Origin of the sequence: Synechococcus sp. SYN20 (assembly GCF_014279555.1) — a bacterium.
In the GTDB taxonomy this organism is placed as follows: Bacteria; Cyanobacteriota; Cyanobacteriia; order PCC-6307; family Cyanobiaceae; genus Synechococcus_C.
The window spans coordinates 1,488,598-1,504,626 of the sequence record NZ_CP047959.1 but is presented as its reverse complement, the minus strand read 5'-3'; the positions used below and the strand labels follow the sequence as shown (position 1 = coordinate 1,504,626).

17 protein-coding genes are annotated in these 16,029 nt (G+C 43.3%); 12 read left to right on the top strand and 5 right to left on the bottom strand.

The genetic code is table 11. The features are described from left to right. Window positions 1-6: 6 nt before the first annotated feature. The 4 genes from SynSYN20_RS07820 (at window position 7) to SynSYN20_RS07805 (ending at window position 4,191) form a co-directional block, all read left to right on the top strand. Window positions 7-1,599 carry an iron uptake porin gene (locus tag SynSYN20_RS07820; protein ID WP_186525522.1) on the top strand — a complete coding sequence of 531 codons (1,593 nt, stop codon included), beginning with the start codon at window positions 7-9 and terminating at the stop codon, window positions 1,597-1,599. Window positions 1,600-1,695: 96 nt separating this feature from the next. Continuing rightward, window positions 1,696-2,592, top strand: a complete 897-nt coding sequence (locus tag SynSYN20_RS07815) for a metal ABC transporter solute-binding protein, Zn/Mn family (RefSeq protein WP_255476201.1) — start codon at window positions 1,696-1,698, stop codon at window positions 2,590-2,592. 2 nt (window positions 2,593-2,594) lie between these two features. After that, entirely contained in the window at window positions 2,595-3,362 is a 768-nt protein-coding gene (locus tag SynSYN20_RS07810) for a metal ABC transporter ATP-binding protein (protein WP_186522772.1), read from the top strand. After that, window positions 3,355-4,191: a metal ABC transporter permease gene (locus SynSYN20_RS07805; protein WP_186522771.1), complete on the top strand. Its 837-nt coding sequence runs from the start codon at window positions 3,355-3,357 to the stop codon at window positions 4,189-4,191. The genes SynSYN20_RS07810 and SynSYN20_RS07805 overlap by 8 nt, the downstream gene beginning before the upstream one ends. Before the next feature lie 52 nt (window positions 4,192-4,243). Here the strand turns inward: SynSYN20_RS07805 and SynSYN20_RS07800 are convergent, their stop codons facing one another. Continuing rightward, entirely contained in the window at window positions 4,244-4,969 is a 726-nt protein-coding gene (locus tag SynSYN20_RS07800) for a 16S rRNA (uracil(1498)-N(3))-methyltransferase (protein WP_186522770.1), read from the bottom strand. Window positions 4,970-5,189: 220 nt separating this feature from the next. Between SynSYN20_RS07800 and SynSYN20_RS07795 the strand changes: the two genes are divergently transcribed. Beyond that, the gene (locus SynSYN20_RS07795) at window positions 5,190-6,002 is read left to right on the top strand and encodes a J domain-containing protein (RefSeq protein WP_186522769.1); all 813 of its coding nucleotides are present in this window, start codon (window positions 5,190-5,192) and stop codon (window positions 6,000-6,002) included. Window positions 6,003-6,022: 20 nt separating this feature from the next. Here the strand turns inward: SynSYN20_RS07795 and SynSYN20_RS07790 are convergent, their stop codons facing one another. Then, entirely contained in the window at window positions 6,023-6,817 is a 795-nt protein-coding gene (locus tag SynSYN20_RS07790; protein ID WP_186522768.1) for a DUF3598 family protein, read from the bottom strand. Window positions 6,818-7,039: 222 nt separating this feature from the next. Here SynSYN20_RS07790 and SynSYN20_RS07785 point away from each other — a divergent pair, with 222 nt between their 5' ends. The 7 genes from SynSYN20_RS07785 to SynSYN20_RS07755 all read left to right on the top strand — a co-directional run bounded on the left by SynSYN20_RS07785 (window position 7,040) and on the right by SynSYN20_RS07755 (window position 14,114). After that, a complete protein-coding gene (locus tag SynSYN20_RS07785; RefSeq protein ID WP_186522767.1) occupies window positions 7,040-7,558 on the top strand; it encodes an NfeD family protein in 519 nt (172 codons plus the stop codon). A 56-nt stretch (window positions 7,559-7,614) separates the two neighbouring features. Beyond that, entirely contained in the window at window positions 7,615-8,934 is a 1,320-nt protein-coding gene (locus SynSYN20_RS07780; protein WP_186522766.1) for a flotillin family protein, read from the top strand. Further along, window positions 8,934-10,169 (top strand): flotillin family protein, encoded by a 1,236-nt coding sequence (locus tag SynSYN20_RS07775; RefSeq protein ID WP_186522764.1) that lies wholly within the window; start codon window positions 8,934-8,936, stop codon window positions 10,167-10,169. The genes SynSYN20_RS07780 and SynSYN20_RS07775 overlap by 1 nt, the downstream gene beginning before the upstream one ends. A gap of 826 nt (window positions 10,170-10,995) precedes the next feature. Next, the gene (locus SynSYN20_RS07770) at window positions 10,996-11,472 is read left to right on the top strand and encodes a hypothetical protein (protein ID WP_186522762.1); all 477 of its coding nucleotides are present in this window, start codon (window positions 10,996-10,998) and stop codon (window positions 11,470-11,472) included. A gap of 108 nt (window positions 11,473-11,580) precedes the next feature. After that, window positions 11,581-11,853, top strand: a complete 273-nt coding sequence (locus SynSYN20_RS07765) for a SemiSWEET family sugar transporter (protein ID WP_186522761.1) — start codon at window positions 11,581-11,583, stop codon at window positions 11,851-11,853. 762 nt (window positions 11,854-12,615) lie between these two features. Further along, entirely contained in the window at window positions 12,616-13,509 is an 894-nt protein-coding gene (locus SynSYN20_RS07760; RefSeq protein WP_186522759.1) for a hypothetical protein, read from the top strand. A gap of 200 nt (window positions 13,510-13,709) precedes the next feature. Beyond that, window positions 13,710-14,114, top strand: coding sequence for a hypothetical protein (locus tag SynSYN20_RS07755; RefSeq protein ID WP_186522757.1), 405 nt, complete (start codon window positions 13,710-13,712; stop codon window positions 14,112-14,114). 73 nt (window positions 14,115-14,187) lie between these two features. On the opposite strand, the gene SynSYN20_RS07750 is transcribed toward SynSYN20_RS07755, so the two are convergent. The 3 genes from SynSYN20_RS07750 to SynSYN20_RS07740 all read right to left on the bottom strand — a co-directional run bounded on the left by SynSYN20_RS07750 (window position 14,188) and on the right by SynSYN20_RS07740 (window position 15,985). After that, window positions 14,188-14,676 (bottom strand): tetratricopeptide repeat protein, encoded by a 489-nt coding sequence (locus SynSYN20_RS07750; RefSeq protein ID WP_186522755.1) that lies wholly within the window; start codon window positions 14,674-14,676, stop codon window positions 14,188-14,190. Window positions 14,677-14,954: 278 nt separating this feature from the next. Further along, window positions 14,955-15,503 (bottom strand): PAP/fibrillin family protein, encoded by a 549-nt coding sequence (locus SynSYN20_RS07745; RefSeq protein ID WP_186522753.1) that lies wholly within the window; start codon window positions 15,501-15,503, stop codon window positions 14,955-14,957. Continuing rightward, window positions 15,503-15,985, bottom strand: coding sequence for a DUF427 domain-containing protein (locus tag SynSYN20_RS07740; RefSeq protein WP_186522751.1), 483 nt, complete (start codon window positions 15,983-15,985; stop codon window positions 15,503-15,505). The genes SynSYN20_RS07745 and SynSYN20_RS07740 overlap by 1 nt, the downstream gene beginning before the upstream one ends. Window positions 15,986-16,029 lie beyond the last annotated feature (44 nt).

The window sequence follows — 16,029 nt, the reverse complement described above, 5'->3', positions numbered from 1 at the left end:
ATAGCCATGAATTTAATTCGTAAAATATTCATTGTGCCTGCAACTTTGAGTATTGTCTTTTCGACAGCTAATCTGAAGAGCAAAGCATCCAGTGTTATTGATCTCAGTATCAATGATATGCCCGAAAACACGGTGCACTCTGTTGCCAGCAGCCTCGAACAAGTCACCAGCATCACTCAGTTTTCAGACGTTTACCCAACCGACTGGGCTTATCAGGCACTGAGCAACCTGATCGAGCGCTACGGCTGTGTGGCTGGTTACCCCAACGGCACCTACCGCGGCAACCGTGCAATGACCCGCTTTGAAGCGGCTGCTCTTTTGAACGCTTGTCTCGACCGCGTCACTGAAGTGACCGACGAGCTCAAGCGCCTGATGAAAGAGTTCGAAAATGAACTCGCCATCCTCAAGGGCCGTGTTGACGGACTTGAAGCCCGCGTTGGCGAACTGGAAGCCACTCAGTTCTCCACCACCACCAAGCTTTCTGGATTAGCAACGTTTGTTGTTGGTGCCAATAACTTTTCTGGAACCAAATCAAAAGCAGATGCAGCCAATAGAGATTTTGGCGCTACTGCTTTCAATTACGACCTTCAATTAAGTCTTGAAACTAGTTTCACGGGAAAAGATTTGCTGCTTACAGTCTTAAGGACAGGTAATTTTGACGGTAATTTTGCTTTCGGAGGCAGTCCTAATGCATTATCAACTTTAGAAACAGCATTTCAAGAAAATGGTGGAAATAATTTAGGAATTGACAAGCTTTTTTATCAATTTCCTGTTGCCAACTCACTTACCTTCACTCTCGGTGCCCGTGTTGGTCAGGAAGATATGCTTGCCGTATGGCCTAGTGCTTATCCAAGCGATGCAATCTTGGATGTGACAACACTGAATGGTGCTCCAGCTGCCTATAACAAAAACCTTGGAGCAGGAGCTGGTGTTAGTTGGTCAGCTGACAACGGTTTCAGCGTCTCTGCAAACTATGTTGCTGCTCAAGTTTCAAGTTCAGACCCCAATGCTGGTGGTATAGGAACTGCATTTTCCGAAGCTTCAGGAACTATACAAATTGCCTATGAATCAGAAAGCTGGAACATCGCCGTAATTTGGTCAGGTGTTCAAAGTCCATCTGAATTAGCCGGTGGTTTTGGCACTCCATTTGCTGCAGAAAACTACTTTTCTGGTAGTAACTCTTATATGAATGCTTGGGGTATTGGCGGCTCCTGGCAACCACAAGACAGTGGTTGGATACCATCTGCCTCAGCAGGTTATGGCTATAACTCTGTTTACGCTAAGAATGCTGGAGATGTCACGGCCAGTCAGTCATGGAATCTTGGTCTGGAATGGGCAGACGTCTTCCTGAAAGGCAACAATGCAGGTATGGCTGTAGGCCAACCTATTTTTGCAACTAGTCTGAAAGGTGATTCAACTCCAGCTGATGGTAATTATGTATGGGAATGGTGGTATCAATTCCAGGTCACTGACAACATTAGTGTTACCCCTGCATTCTTTTATTTGAGCCGTCCAGAGGGTAAAAATACTGATCTTGATGGAAACGATAATACGTTTAGTCAACTTGGTGGATTGATAAAAACAACTTTCAACTTCTAAATTGCTTTAATCTAAAGCCAAATTTTCTTTATTTCTATGTTTTCTTTCTTGCGTTCTAAATCAATCTTCTCTGTTCCTTGAGCATTGCTGCTTATGATGTTGCTCGTTTCCTGTAGTAACTCACAAAAAACAGATCGCAATAGTGATCAATCAAAACTCAACGTTGTAACAACGTTTTTACCTATCACTCTGTTCACGGAAGCGGTCGCCGGTGAATGCGCCACTGTCACGTCATTGATTCCACCAAATCTTGGCCCCCACGATTTTCAGGCTACGCCTGCCGACATCTCAGCCCTAAGTAATGCCTCGGTCTTGGTAAAAAATGGACTAGGGATGGAATACTTTCTAGACAAATTAATTACCTCAGCAAACAATAACTCGCTTCAAGTTGTCGATACAAGTCGTGGAGTGGCTGTGATCAGGTCAGACGACGATCAGGATGAAGCTAAGCAGGGGGACCAGGAGTATGGCGAGGTCAACCCTCACATTTGGCTGGACCCACTCCGTGCGGTTCAACAGGTCGAAAATATCCGTGATGGCCTTGTGAAAGCTGATCCAGATTGCGCCGATGGGTACACAAAAAGGGCGGCTGCATACGCTTCTCAGCTGAAGGGTTTGAATACAACGATTGCAACCCAGCTCAAGCCTTTCCGGGGTCAGACGTTCATCGCTTTCCATGACTTTGCTCCCTATTTCGCAGAGCGTTATGGTCTCAAAGCGGATTTTGTCGTTGATGTTCCCGAGATGAACCCCACACCAGAGGATCTCCAACGCGTGTCCAAAAAGGTACAGCAGTCACAACTCAAGGCCCTTCTGAGTGAACCCCAGGAAGGTGACCGTTCTTTTAATGCGTTGGCTTTAGATCTTGGTGTCAAGGTCGTGACGTTTGATCCGCTGGAAACAGGTTCAGAACAAGCTTCTAAACAGCCCGATACTTACTTCAAGGTGATGGACAAGAACGTGGTCTCCCTTATCCAGTCCTTCGGAAGCTAAGGATGAGTGTGAAAGAGGCAATCCTCCAGGTTCATGATCTAAGCGTCGAACGCCGAGGGCGTTTGGCAGTAGAGGGGGTTTCCTTTTCTCTCCCTGCTGAAAGCGACACGGCCCTTGTCGGTCCCAATGGAGCAGGAAAGAGCACGCTTGTCGCTGCTTTGCTTGGGCTGCTTCCCCATGCCTCTGGGCGTGTTGAGCTGCTGGGTCAGCCCATAGCTGCCAATGGTTGTTTGCCGCGTTCTGTGCGGGCTCAGATCGCTTATGTACCTCAAAACCTTGTGATTCAAGGGTTGATTCCGCTCAGTGTTGCTGAGTTTGTGGGCTTTGGGTTTGACATGCCAGGACCAAGCCTGCCGTGGAGGTCGGGTAAGCAAAGAACAGCAGCTGTCTTGAGAGCCTTGGATAGAACTCAAACCTGTGATCTACGCAAACGCTTGCTGACGGAATTGTCGGGTGGTCAGCTGAAACGTGTTCTGCTGGCCTTTTGCCTTGTTCGTCCACGACGCTTGCTCGTGCTCGATGAAGCGCAAGCCGGTCTTGATGTTCATTCCAATGAGCAGTTTCAGCAGCAATTGCTCGACCTACGCCGTGAGGAGGGTTGGACTGTTTTGCAGGTCTCGCACGACTTAGAGATGGTTCGACGCAGCAGTGATCAGGTTCTTTGCCTGAACCGGAGTCTTCGCTGCAGTGGCACTCCGCAAGCAACCCTCAGTGAGGAGCGGTTAGGAGAGCTTTACGGCCTCAATATGGTGCATCAGCCCCATGGTTGAATCTCAATTTTGGAGCCTTCTGTCTGAGCCGTTCATGCAAAGGGCGTTGCTTGGAGGGATGCTCACAGGTGCCCTTGGCGGAGTACTCGGCAGCTTTGCCGTACTTCGTCAGCTGTCGTTCTTCAGCGATGCTTTAGGCCATTCATCTCTATTGGGAATCACTCTAGGCATTCTGCTTGGCGTGAATCCCACGCTTGTATTGATTCCTTTTGCCGTGCTCTTTGCACTGCTTGTGAGTCAGTTGGTTGAACGCAGTGCTCTTCCCACCGATGCGTTGCTTAACATTGTTTATTCAAGCTCACTGGCCGTAGCGATTTTGGTGCTGAGTCGCGTGAAGACGTACCGCGGAGGTATTCAACAGTTGTTGTTTGGAGACATCCTCGGTATTAGTCCACTCGATATCGTTGTGATTGCAGCCTTTCTTGTTGCAAGTGTGATCTATCTAGGCCTCAGTATGCGGGCTCAAGTATTGCTCACACTGAATCAGGATTTGGCGGGCGCGATGGGAGTACGTACACGTTGGCATGGTTTGGCATTTGTCATCCTTTTGGCTGTTGTGGTTGCCATATCAATCAAGGCTGTAGGTGTGTTGCTCATTTCAGCCTTTGTTGTGATTCCCGCTTGTGCTGGCCGTTTATTGAGTCGAAGTTTTCCAGTGTATGTGATGATTTCTTCTGCTATTGGTGGTGGATGTGCATTGCTAGGTCTCCTTTTCTCGGGCTTAACAAATTTACCTTCAGGTCCTTCAGTCGTGATGGTTCAATTCCTTGGTTTTCTACTCGCAATGTTGCTAAGCAGCAGCATCCACCTCAATACAAGATCATCCTAATTCATGCGCCTTTTTTCCTTTTCTTCTTTGAATCATTGATGGATCGTTGATATTAAATACTTGGCAATGCCTGAGCTAATACTGTGGTGACTGCCGTATCAACACTAAGAACTCTTGTGCCTAGATGTATTGGGGATGCAATCCTTGCCGTTGCCAGATCAACTTCAAAGGGTACGAATCCACCTTCAGGTCCAATCATGACGACAGAGGGTTTTGAGGCAATATTAAGATCAATTGCTGAATTTTCTGCACCCATGTCTGTAATCCAGCAGCTACGAGATCCGCAGAGATGGGGTAATTGATCTTCTACAAAAGGGCGGAACCGTGGATAAAATTGTACATTCGTCATCAGTGTATCTTTGGAGCGTTCCATGCCTGCAACGAGTGACTCCTGAATTTTTTCTGGTTGCAAAAGAGGGCTTTGCCAGTAACTCTTCTCTACTCTTGCGCTGTTGATCAAGTGTAAATTCTTAACACCATATTCTGCAATCGTACGTAAAATTCTTCGTAACATCTTGGGACGTGGTAAAGCAAGGACAATGTCAAATTGATGGCTTGGAGGGGCTGATTGGTTTAGAACAACCTTAAGTCGTACAACTTGTGAATCAATAGACTCAATGATGCCATGACCGCAATCACCGCCCAGTAGGCCTACTTTTAATGATTGTCCAATAGTTGGATTTAAGACCTTTAAGATATGCGTTAATCGATAATCACGAATGAGGGCTGTATTTGAATCACTAAGAAAGTCTTGCGTTTTGAGGAGAATAATATTCATGGAGAATGATAAATCTATTTAATGGTGAACGATTTGCTGATCGTATTCATTTTATGGATGGGACTCAAGTCAGCTGAATCGTCGGTTTTGAAAGGATGGTCGCTTCACAGACAGTTTGGTCAGATGCTCGACGTGAACAACCTCTGTGAGAGTCTGACTGTTCTCCCTATGGTGATCTGAGCAGGATGGCTGAGCATGCCGTGCGTTGTTTTGGCTGCTAATGGGGTTTGATCCTCGGCGATGGTCGTCAGCGGCAGAACCGCATCGTCGTCAGACGGTTACAAGCAACGTTGACGCCCTTTTGGCTGAAAATGACAGTCTGCGTAGACAGGTTCTGCAGCTGAAAAGGCAGCTTGATGTGCTCCGTCAGCGTCAGTGGACACAATCCCAGTCAAAACAACAACAGCGCTCAAATCCGCGTCGACAAGAGCAAGGAGACACAGCACCATCCGTTTCTTCTGAACAGGTTGAACGTTGGGGAGAAGCTCTTGCAAAGCAGCAGGGATGGAATGCCCTTCGTCTCAGCGAACTTGAGCATCTAATCGATGCATTGAATCGGGCCAGTTTTCACCCTCATCTCAATCTTCAACAACGATTGGATCGGCTGATGCCTGGGCTGGGTACCGATTTAATTGCTGCCATGCTTAAGCCGGTCACAAAAAAGCGATGCGCAGTACTTGCAGCATTTGCTCTGTATGGAATTAGGTCTCGTGAATGGCTTGACGAAGACCCACAACGGGTTGTCTTTGAATTAAAAAATAGACAAAGGAGCTCACAAAAAAGTCGCAGAACAAGGTCTGATCAGCGAGCTTCAGATCGCAACTACCAGTCCTACGGTGAAGGAAATAAATCTACGGAGTTATCAATCATCGAAGCACACCGAGTTTTAGGTCTCAAGCATGGGGCATCTCAAGACTCTATTAAAAAGTCTTATAGGCGCTTAGTTAAACAACATCATCCAGATCTAGGCGGTTCACCCGATTCATTTCGCAAAGTCAATGAAGCCTATCAGTTACTCATCATGAATGCATGACTCATGCTGAAGTGCAAAAGCTATTTATGGTTGTAAATACTGAAGCGAACATCAATTAGTTTTGAATCATTCCCATAGAATGCTTTGATTGTTTTCAGATGATTTTTGGATTCAAGCCAGATCCCGGTAATTGTAAATTTTTGGTTGAGAGTGATTCTTGCTGGACATCGTAACACAATGTTATCAGGGAAAAAATATTCTTCTTCATTCGTTTGTGGTTTCATTTCGAACGTGGTATTAATCGAAGATCGAGTCAAATCAGTATCAATAATTTGAGTGATTCCATGCCATTGGTTTCTGTTTTCCCAAGGTGGAACAAGCTCACTTGTATTCGACCACGATGAATCATCAAGATCCTTACGTCGCTCACGAATGCAAGCTGTTCTTTGAAGTTCACCATCGACCCCATAAAGCATGCCAACGCTGCAGCGAACATTCTTGTTGGTAAGAAAAAGCTCCATTGGAAAATATTGTTCTTTTTTGGCCTGAAGAACAAGCCATGCAGCAGATCCATCGCGAAAAGACAATCCCCGCATATAGTCGCTCGCAGGATGCATGAATCCATCTTTTTTGCAGTGATCTTTGAAGCTGTACGTCCAACGCTTTTCCTCATGCTCGCCATGATTATAGAAATACTGATTAAATTGATTAATAATCTTTTTTTCAGGATCTGATTCAAACGATCGATTACTTAAGAAGGATTCTGACAACTCTCCACTTGGTTTATAACGTGTCCATTGCCCATCCCAGGCTCCGAGGTGATAATCCCAAAATGCATTCCAGTTTTGTAGGGAGGATAAATTTTGATCATTCATGGTGTCACACCAGTGGAGATGAGGAAAGATACTTTTCTTAGACTGTTAATCTCAATGAAATAAAAGTTGGTGCTTCAGGAGGGGACATCGATCTCAATGATTTGGTTCCCTTAGTCTCATGAATATGCTGATCAAACTCAACCATTGGTAGTAGACGTATTTGAGTAATGGGTCCAGAATTGATCAAGACCACCATTATGAACACTCAGCGGCTGAGTATCGATGATTTGGACCTATTCCTTTTGCCTTGTTGCAGGAGCAGTTTTAATCGCCTTCTCCCTTGATAACGATGGCAATGGTCTCGATGGCGGAGGGTTTGATGGTGATGGTTCGGGCGGAAACCTAAGCCTGCTATTCAGTACTCCGTTTTGGTCGTTTGGTCTCTGTGGGTTCGGCTTGTGTGGACTGTTGATGTTGTTGCTTAGCCCAAAGGACAGTGGATTCCTCTCCTTGTTTGTCGCTAGTGCAATGGGTTTGGGTATGGGATGGGCTGCATCTCATGTGTTGCGACTCATGAGCCGTCGGGAGGCAGACACACTCATCCGCAATGACGACTTAATTGGTCAACAGGCTTTGGTGACATTGCCGATCACCCAAGTGGAACGTGGTTTTGTTGAATTACGCGTGCGTGGCAGTTTGATCCGAAGACCAGCCCTGAGCAACGCGGGACGACTTGAAGAAGGTACGGCTGTGGTCGTGCTGGCCAGTGATGAATACACCCTGCGCGTGGACCGGTTGTGAGGTTTGTGGACAATCTTCTTCTACGGAGCTAAGCCAGGATCAGCTTCTCGTTGCCCATGTCTTCACGACTGCTCAGTGAGCAGCCTTCACCATCGGTTGGTTTCCTGTCTAGGGATCAAAACAACACAATCGCAGGTGGAGTTGGAATTGTTGTCGTCAGTCTCGTTGGACTGACACTTCTAAGTCGATGGATGATTCGGATATGTCGACCCAACGAGATGCTTGTGGTAACGGGATCGCGTACCAATCAGGGAAGTCAGGGCTTGAAGGGATATCGCGTCGTTGCAAACGGCGGCTGGACATTTGTAAAACCAGTGCTCGAGACAGCACGGCGTATGGATGTCACGCTGCTGCCTGTCTTGGTTGAAGTAAAAAATGCCTATTCCAATGGAGGTACACCGCTGAATATTCAGGCCATTGCCAATGTGAAGGTCAGTACGGATCCTGATGTTCGTAACAACGCAATCGAACGTTTTCTGGGACGTGATCCTCGTGAAATTATTCAAGTTGCCCAAGAAAACCTAGAAGGAAATTTACGTAGTGTTCTCGCTCAGCTCACGCCAGAAGAGGTCAATGAGGACCGACTACGTTTTGCTGAGCAAATTGCCAAGGATGTAGGAGATGATCTGAGGCGACTCGGACTTCAGCTGGACACGTTGAAGATCCAAAGCGTTTCTGACGATGTTGATTATCTCAACTCAATCAGTCGCAGAAGAGTGGCTCAGATCGTTCGTGATGCTGAGATTGCTGAAGCTGAAGCGATCGGTCAAGCCGAGCGGATTGAAGCTGAAATGGAGGAAAAAGCCGAAGTGGTTCGGACTGATGCCCAGACCGTCGTTGTTGAAAAGGACAACGGCGTGCGTACCAAAGTTGCCTTAATGGAAAAAAAGGCACGATCTGAAGAGCAGCGAACAGAAGCAGCGGAACTGGAAGCTAGAGCGATAGCGGAGCAAAAACTTCAGAAAGTTAGGGCGGAGCTCGAACGACTACGGCTGCAAGCTGAACAAGTCCTTCCAGCTCAAGCCAATCAAAAGGCAAAGGAGCTGAGAGCTCGTGGAATGGCTGCTGCAACGGCGGAGGACGTGAAAGCAAGTGCCTTAGTGAATGATCTGCTCACTCAGGTTTGGGAAGAGGCAGGCAGCACAGCAGAGCTTGTGTTTCTTCTTCAGCAAATTGAAATGGTGCTTGATCACGCCACACGCCTCCCAGGACGTCTTCATTTGAAGAGGATCACAACGTTGGATGGCAACGATGCATCCAGCCTTGCCAGCCTCGTAGCGCTGAATCACGTAGTCGTACGACAGTTCTTTGATCAAGTCAAAGAAATTTTTGGTATTGACCTGATCGACACCCTTTCAAACAGAGGTAATCAGTAATGTTTTTGTCTATTCTTCTAACAGGCGGAGCGGGCTTATGGGCCTTCATAGTACTCCTCAAAAAGTTGTATTACATCTGTCAACCGAGCGAAGCTTTGATTTTTGCCGGTCTTAGACGCACAACTGGTTCAGGTCAAACAGTTGGTTATCGAACCGTTCGAGGCGGTAGTGCTTTGCGCATCCCATTGCTCGAAGAGGTGATGCGATTAGACCTAAGCAATATGATCATTGATTTGCAAGTTGAAAGCGCTTATTCACGTGGTGGTATTCCTTTAAACGTGTCTGGTGTTGCAAACATAAAAATTTCAGGTGACGAACCAGGTATTCATAACGCCATTGAACGTTTAATTGGGAAATCGCAAGACGAAATTCGGCATATTGCAAAAGAAACCCTTGAAGGGAATCTTCGAGGTGTCATGGCTAGTTTAACTCCGGAGCAATTAAATGAGGACAAGGTAACCTTTGCACGAACGCTACTAGAGGAAGCGGAAGACGATCTTCAAAAGCTAGGTTTGGTGTTAGATACTCTCCAAATTCAAAATATCTCCGATGATGTTTTGTATCTTGATTCAATTGGTAGGAAGCAACTAGTTGAATTGAAGAGGGATTCACGAATAGCAGAAGCAGAGGCCAAATCTCAATCTGCTGTGAAGCGTGCAGAAAACGAACGTATTACATCGCTACGTCGACTTGATAAAGACCTGGCAATTGCGACAGCGAATGCAAATAAACGCGTTCAGGACGCACTAACAAAGCGTGACGCCTTAGTTGCTGAGGAAGAGGCACGTATTGGTGCTGAGCTGGCTCGTGCAGAAGCAGAGCTTCCAGTACAGGAACAACGTATCAAGCAAGTTTTACAACAATTAGAAGCTGATGTTATCGCTCCTGCGGAATCAGAATGTCAAACAATGATGGCTGAAGCAAAAGGTGAAGCTGCAACGATTATTGAACAAGGAAGGTCTCAAGCAGAAGGATTACGTGATCTTGTTGAGTCACTAAAACGATCAGGTAGCGATGCCAAGCGTCTGTTCCTATTGCAAAAGCTGGAACCACTTCTAACGATGCTAAGCGATACGGTGCAGCCCATCGAAGTTGAAGAAGTCAATCTGATTGGAGAACGTGATGGGCAGAACAGTCTGTCAATTGCTACATTATTAAAGCAGCTGCAGTCCAGTACAGGGTTACGGTTACCAGAACAAATGACTTCTAAAGATATTGGGGATACGACTGACTGATTATCATATTTAAAAATATTTAAATGCCAAACCATACATTTACGTTAAGGAAATTGGATTAATGTGCACCCTATGTCTGTTCTAGTCAAGAGTATGAAAATTCTATTTCCTGTTTAGTTTTTCCCAAGCATCACTATGACGGAAAGCAGGCCACGCTACAAAATAATAAATGAAGAGTGGAAATAGCGAATATTCTGGATGAACATATGAACCATACAATAGCCAGTAACCTCCTAATGCTATAGGAAAAGCAATTAATCTTGGTCCATTTCCATAATCGTCTTCAGCCCAGCGTGCACTCAACGCTTTCCCTACAATCCAAGGAGATAAAATAAGCAAAAAAGACCAATGAATTAACAGACGATACAAATTCCAGAACGGCTTGAAAAACAATGAAATAATCAGGAATACGATTAAGTATGGAAAAACCACTGCTGTGATGACGCTGAATACCTATGCTAGTGCTTTGAATGCCCTAAATCAAAGCTACTTATAGATTTCTATAATTGATTGATAATCGTACTCAGAATTATAATCGACCATAGTCTATGATCCTCTATTTTATCAAGATGACTAGTCATTTGGTTGTTAATCTACTCTTATTGCAAAAGAGATATGTGTGGAGAATCAAATATTTCGCAGGAATTGCATCAGAATTGGTTATTATGAATAAGTAAATTCACCAATCCGTAATTCTTGTAATATAGTCATTAAATAGATCTACTTGATAATTTGGATCCAGCCTTAACCAAGCCTTTTAGGTATTCAACATTTAGTCCCTATTTTTCATTGACTACATTACTACATTCTCGGAGAATTAAATCTTATGTCTAAAAGCTGGAATGACATTGAGAATCATTGGATACGTCTAAGAGATCAATCATCCTTTGTACTAGAGACTCCTTGTATTTTGATAGATAAGGATGGAGATTTGTTTGAAACAACCCTTTTTGACTTAATAGATTATATTGAAATGCCTTCAACGCTGTCGAGACAACTCTTGAAGGATTATCTTCAAAACGCTGTTGAGTATGGAGTAGAAGCTGCAAGGAGCAAGATGATGGATACATATAAAAGCGACAGCCAGAAGTTTTTTGAAGAGCTTGCCTTAATCAAACAGCAGTCTCGAAATGATACCTTAGGTGATATTGATGACATCCTTCACGCAATGGATGTCGCTAATAAAGGTTTTATTGAAGCTCCACGAAAGATGCTGATTGTTCAAATGGGGGAGTCTCGAGCAGATCTCTTATTAGTTTCACCACCTTCCAATGATGGCAGGAAGATGGTTGCCACTCAGTAATTAATTCCCGTATAATTCAGTTCTCTGCTTAGTATTTTTATTATTAGATAGTTTTTGTGTTTTCATTTGATTGTTACTATAGGATAGTATATTACTTCCTGGTTTTTCATGAATGCTGATTTGATTGGGTATATAGCTGCAACTTTAACAACAGTCAGCTTTTTTCCACAAGCTCTAAAAACGCTACGCAGCAGAGATACGCAATCGATCTCATTACGAATGTATCTACTATTTACAGCTGGTGTGACGTTCTGGTCCATCTATGGGTGGATGGTAGATGATGGTCCAGTTTTACTTGCTAACCTAATCACTTTGGTACCAGCAGTTATTGTCCTGAGTATTAAGCTAAGTAGTTATTTGAAGAATGAAAGACAACTATAAATGATAGGTGATATTATGACTTAAAATTAATTTTCTGAATGATACAATAATGAATATTGCTTGAAATCTTAGAAACTAGTAAAAAATAAAATCTTAGAAAGACTAGAAACAAGCTTAATGCGTGATTCAGTTGAAAAAACATTAAGCAAGTAAATTAATAGGTTAACATAAAAGAGGGAAAACCTAGAAAGCCTAGTAAGTGTTCGAGAACACAGATTCTTTTAATGAAACTTTCTCTTTAACATAGCTTTCATCACCATGAAAGAACATTACCCATTGACACACTAATGTATGAAGAGTCTTGAGGGCCCTTAGTTGTTCTGTCGATCCTGGTTTTGTATATTTAAAATCCATAAAAATTCTGTCAGCTGTGATTTGTTGGCTCTTACAGCGTTGATCAATAGTCATAGCTTAGATTTGATCTTTTTTAGCAACTCTTAAGGCTGTGAGCTGTGATAAAGCCAAATGCCCTACTGACGTATCAACAACTAGAGGCGCATTCAGAGCAAAAAGGTTCGTTGAATAACCTAACACGAAGAAGTATGTAGTTATGTGAAGATTCTACTACAGTCTTGAGGGCTCATTCGTGAGTGTTTATACCTGCTGAACATGGCTAAATAGGAAGTCATGTCTCGAACGCGGCAACATCATGAAGCGCATAGCTGCGTCCGGATCTAGGGGCGGCTAAAGATAGGCTTCAACGCTTATGTCCAGCAAGAAGCTATTTCCTCTATTACTATCATATGAAAGCTGGGTAAGCCATTGCTTGATGAGCTGAAGAATCAAATTTTCATCGCCGATGCAGAGCTCGTAACGTTGAGGAGTTTGGCTGTTCAACTTGGTGAGAGCGATATGGAACTAGACCTCGCATCAGTAGTCCTAACCATTGAAAAGGCGTTGCATGAAAAATTTGATTGGGAATTAAAGGCTAAGGCTGCTGGATACCAGTCTGTCGATATGGCACTCACGGCTCTAAGTGAAGTAAGAGCATATTCCAAGGTTCCCTCTGAGTTCATGACTGCACCAAGTCAATGGCTTGTCTCGCGTTCTGCAAATAAGAACGATCAAAGTTCTCATGAACCGATCTCTGTAACAGCGACTCAGGCACAAGAGCTACTTAATAAGCTTCACCCCCTGATTGCTGAGTTTTGTGATGGAGCAACAGAAGCCTCGATTCAATCGTTACGAGAAGGTTTTTTCTGTTTGTCATACAATGACTTCTCGACTGAATTACTCAGAATTATCATTGAGGATAGGGGCATAAGTAATGTATCAAAACAGTTAGAGACTAACGCGTTCTGTCCACCTGTTGGAGAACTAATCCTTGCTAATGAAGATGTATGCCGACCATGGCTTCAGTCAAATAATGATTTTCAAATGCTGGTTAAGTTTGCCAAATATCCCATTCGTATGGACTTAGTTGATCAGGCTTCAGAACTTGATGCACTCAATAATTTTCAGAATGCAGAAATTGCTACACTTTTAATTAGTACATCGTTTTATGAATTGGCATCTATCGGACTGGAAGAGGTCACGGGGTATGAACTAAACCATCCAGGAGGACTTCCCACGAAAGGTCAGCTATTCCTTGAAAGATTAAAGAAAATAGGGCTGCAAGAGTCGATTAAGGATTACCAGCAAGCATTAATTGACTAATTCCTGCTTTGTATTATACTTTCATTTTCAAAGCCTAACTCTTTCTATGACTCTTTAGTTAAAATATATTTCCAATCTTATTTAAAAAACTCTGCTTTTGATCATGTATTACCCACTGGAATAGGCTCTTTCAATTGAAGAAGAATTGGTCAGAGATCGAAAATCATTGGAATAGACTAATAAGTCATGAACTATTTGATATGGCGATTCCTTGTATTATTATTAATCCAAACTGTGAGGTAATAGAAATAAATATTTCAGGACTATCGAATCACCTAAAGGTGTCGATTTCAATGTCTTCGCCCTTAGTTAAAAAATATAGCCAACTGTCATTACAGATCGGTTCTGAAAAAGCTATGAAGCAAATGATGATGTCTCATATGAATGAGGTAGATGAATTTTGTTTGATGTGGGATGAGGCTAAGAAGGATGTCGCAAATGGTGCAATGGCCACAATGGATGATTTAGTTGATGCCATAAGTACAGCCAAAAAGGGATTTTTTGAAAGCCCAAGGCGAATACTTGTTGTGCAAATCAATGAAATAGATTGTGATATATTGCTTGTTGGCAAACCAGTTTATGATGAGCTATGGGAGATTGATTAATATTCTAAAGTACATCACGATATAAGAGTTTATAGACTTGCTGGAGAATATGTTATGATTTGAATACTGCGCTTTAGCTTGATTTCAAACAGTTTTTTTCTACAAACTTCTTTCCTTTGTCATCGCCCAGCTCTACAGCTCTTTTCCAGTCTAGACAAGCAGTCATTAAATCTCCAGTCATATCCATTGACATTCCATGGTTGAAGAATGCATTACCATTGTTTGGATCAATTGAGATTGCTGAATCAAAATCTAAAATAGCTTCATTTAGATTGCCAGATCTAGCCTTCGCAATTCCACGATTTCCGTATGTATCAATTCGATATGGGTCTAATTCTATAGATTTATCATAATCAATGATTGACCCGGAAAAATCCCCTTTTTTAGCCTTTGCAACTCCTCGATAGTCATAAGTGACTGCATCATTAGGGTCTATTTCGATAGCCTTACTGAAGTCAACAATAGCTCCATTGTAATTACCTAATTCCAGCTTTTCTATCCCTTTCCGCTGAAAGTCTCCATTGACATCTGTATAAGAAGATATTGTCAATGAAATGAACACCAGAAATATTGCTAGTAGAAGCGAACGATACCTCATCTTGTTTAACCGTACTTGTTACAGCGTACACTCAAAACAACCTTCATGCTCCCCGATGAGATGGATCAAAGCAAATTTAATGTGAAGGAGGAAAGCTCAATTGAAATAGGTACGTCGCTTGACGATTATCCCCACTGTTACCTGTTCGCTTGCAGGTGCTTTTACCTGTTGAATTGTCAATAATTGTAGATGATAAAAAGCTTTTAAGAAATAGCTGACCTACAAATTATCTAGATCGATTTCTACCCTTTTCCTATGGATTGAGGAATCCAGTCATGTACTGCTAAATCGGTTCTCTTCAGCAGCGCAAAGCACGTGCCCGCATTTCCACGGCAAATCCGAAGTGAGTCATCTAACCCTGTGATATCGAGCCAAGCAGGAAAGGATTGATTAATCGTAGCTAAAAGCTTTGGTCTCCATCCATTGCCTAAAGAGGGACCAAGCCAGCCGCCTCTTTTAAACTGTACGCCAACTTGATTGGAGCTATTGATCGACAATTCAGCTTCAACAGCAATCCCCACTACAGAGCCAATGGGAGCACTTAAACGTAATAGATTAATCCCTTTTTTTTGTACTGGATCAAGAATCTGGAGATTTTCAAGCCAAGGAGCTTGCTTAAGCCAAGGCTGACTTGAGCTACTCCATTTTAATTCCCAAACTCCCTTAAGTAATGTTATATCAGTTTCAAGGTTAACCCTTGATAGCAATTCAAATTCCTCGATCAATGATGGAATGAAGCAACTTTTAGGATCTGATTGAAGTAAGTACGTTAATTCTTCCTTGCATTTCATCAGATTAACTCCGGGTGGTTTATGTCGCCTTTAAAGGGCCCAATCGTCCAACTTGTAATCCACCCACCATAAAATGAACCAGGTTGAGGTGAAACATGTTCACCTTCCAAAATGCAAGCATCAACTAATCGGGGGTACAGACTTATCCAATCCTTAAGGAGTGAAAAACGTTCTGTTGGTCTTGGATAGCTCCATCCAGCACGTGATCGTGAATCTGTTCCATCAGCTTTGCTCAGTGACCAATACTCAGCTACTCCCTTCCATTCGCAAAATGAGCCACGTCCAGAGATTTGTTGTAGAGAGCCATGGACAAAAGCCTTTGGATTGATATAGATCGTTGGTGGGTGAAAGGTTTCACATACACGCACGTAGCGGGTATCCTCAGCAATAACTTCATCAGCAATACGAACCGAGACATTCCCATTCACTAGCTCAATCAATGGTGGCCTTGGGTAATCCGATACATCTTCTTCAATTGGCATTGAATCACTACAACTTATATATTCTAGGTATTTAAGCTTTGCAC

What these genes read in the sequence shown, in the direction of transcription:
- SynSYN20_RS07775 (WP_186522764.1), top strand. Translation starts at nt 8,934, where the DNA reads ATGTTTTTGTCTATTCTTCTAACAGGCGGAGCGGGCTTATGGGCCTTC.
- SynSYN20_RS07815 (WP_255476201.1), top strand. Translation starts at nt 1,696, where the DNA reads ATGTTGCTCGTTTCCTGTAGTAACTCACAAAAAACAGATCGCAATAGT.
- SynSYN20_RS07800 (WP_186522770.1), bottom strand. Translation starts at nt 4,969, where the DNA reads ATGAATATTATTCTCCTCAAAACGCAAGACTTTCTTAGTGATTCAAAT.
- SynSYN20_RS07740 (WP_186522751.1), bottom strand. Translation starts at nt 15,985, where the DNA reads ATGCCAATTGAAGAAGATGTATCGGATTACCCAAGGCCACCATTGATT.
- SynSYN20_RS07785 (WP_186522767.1), top strand. Translation starts at nt 7,040, where the DNA reads ATGATTTGGACCTATTCCTTTTGCCTTGTTGCAGGAGCAGTTTTAATC.
- SynSYN20_RS07755 (WP_186522757.1), top strand. Translation starts at nt 13,710, where the DNA reads ATGGCGATTCCTTGTATTATTATTAATCCAAACTGTGAGGTAATAGAA.
- SynSYN20_RS07765 (WP_186522761.1), top strand. Translation starts at nt 11,581, where the DNA reads ATGAATGCTGATTTGATTGGGTATATAGCTGCAACTTTAACAACAGTC.
- SynSYN20_RS07820 (WP_186525522.1), top strand. Translation starts at nt 7, where the DNA reads ATGAATTTAATTCGTAAAATATTCATTGTGCCTGCAACTTTGAGTATT.
- SynSYN20_RS07805 (WP_186522771.1), top strand. Translation starts at nt 3,355, where the DNA reads ATGGTTGAATCTCAATTTTGGAGCCTTCTGTCTGAGCCGTTCATGCAA.
- SynSYN20_RS07770 (WP_186522762.1), top strand. Translation starts at nt 10,996, where the DNA reads ATGTCTAAAAGCTGGAATGACATTGAGAATCATTGGATACGTCTAAGA.
- SynSYN20_RS07780 (WP_186522766.1), top strand. Translation starts at nt 7,615, where the DNA reads ATGTCTTCACGACTGCTCAGTGAGCAGCCTTCACCATCGGTTGGTTTC.
- SynSYN20_RS07795 (WP_186522769.1), top strand. Translation starts at nt 5,190, where the DNA reads ATGGGGTTTGATCCTCGGCGATGGTCGTCAGCGGCAGAACCGCATCGT.
- SynSYN20_RS07810 (WP_186522772.1), top strand. Translation starts at nt 2,595, where the DNA reads ATGAGTGTGAAAGAGGCAATCCTCCAGGTTCATGATCTAAGCGTCGAA.
- SynSYN20_RS07745 (WP_186522753.1), bottom strand. Translation starts at nt 15,503, where the DNA reads ATGAAATGCAAGGAAGAATTAACGTACTTACTTCAATCAGATCCTAAA.
- SynSYN20_RS07790 (WP_186522768.1), bottom strand. Translation starts at nt 6,817, where the DNA reads ATGAATGATCAAAATTTATCCTCCCTACAAAACTGGAATGCATTTTGG.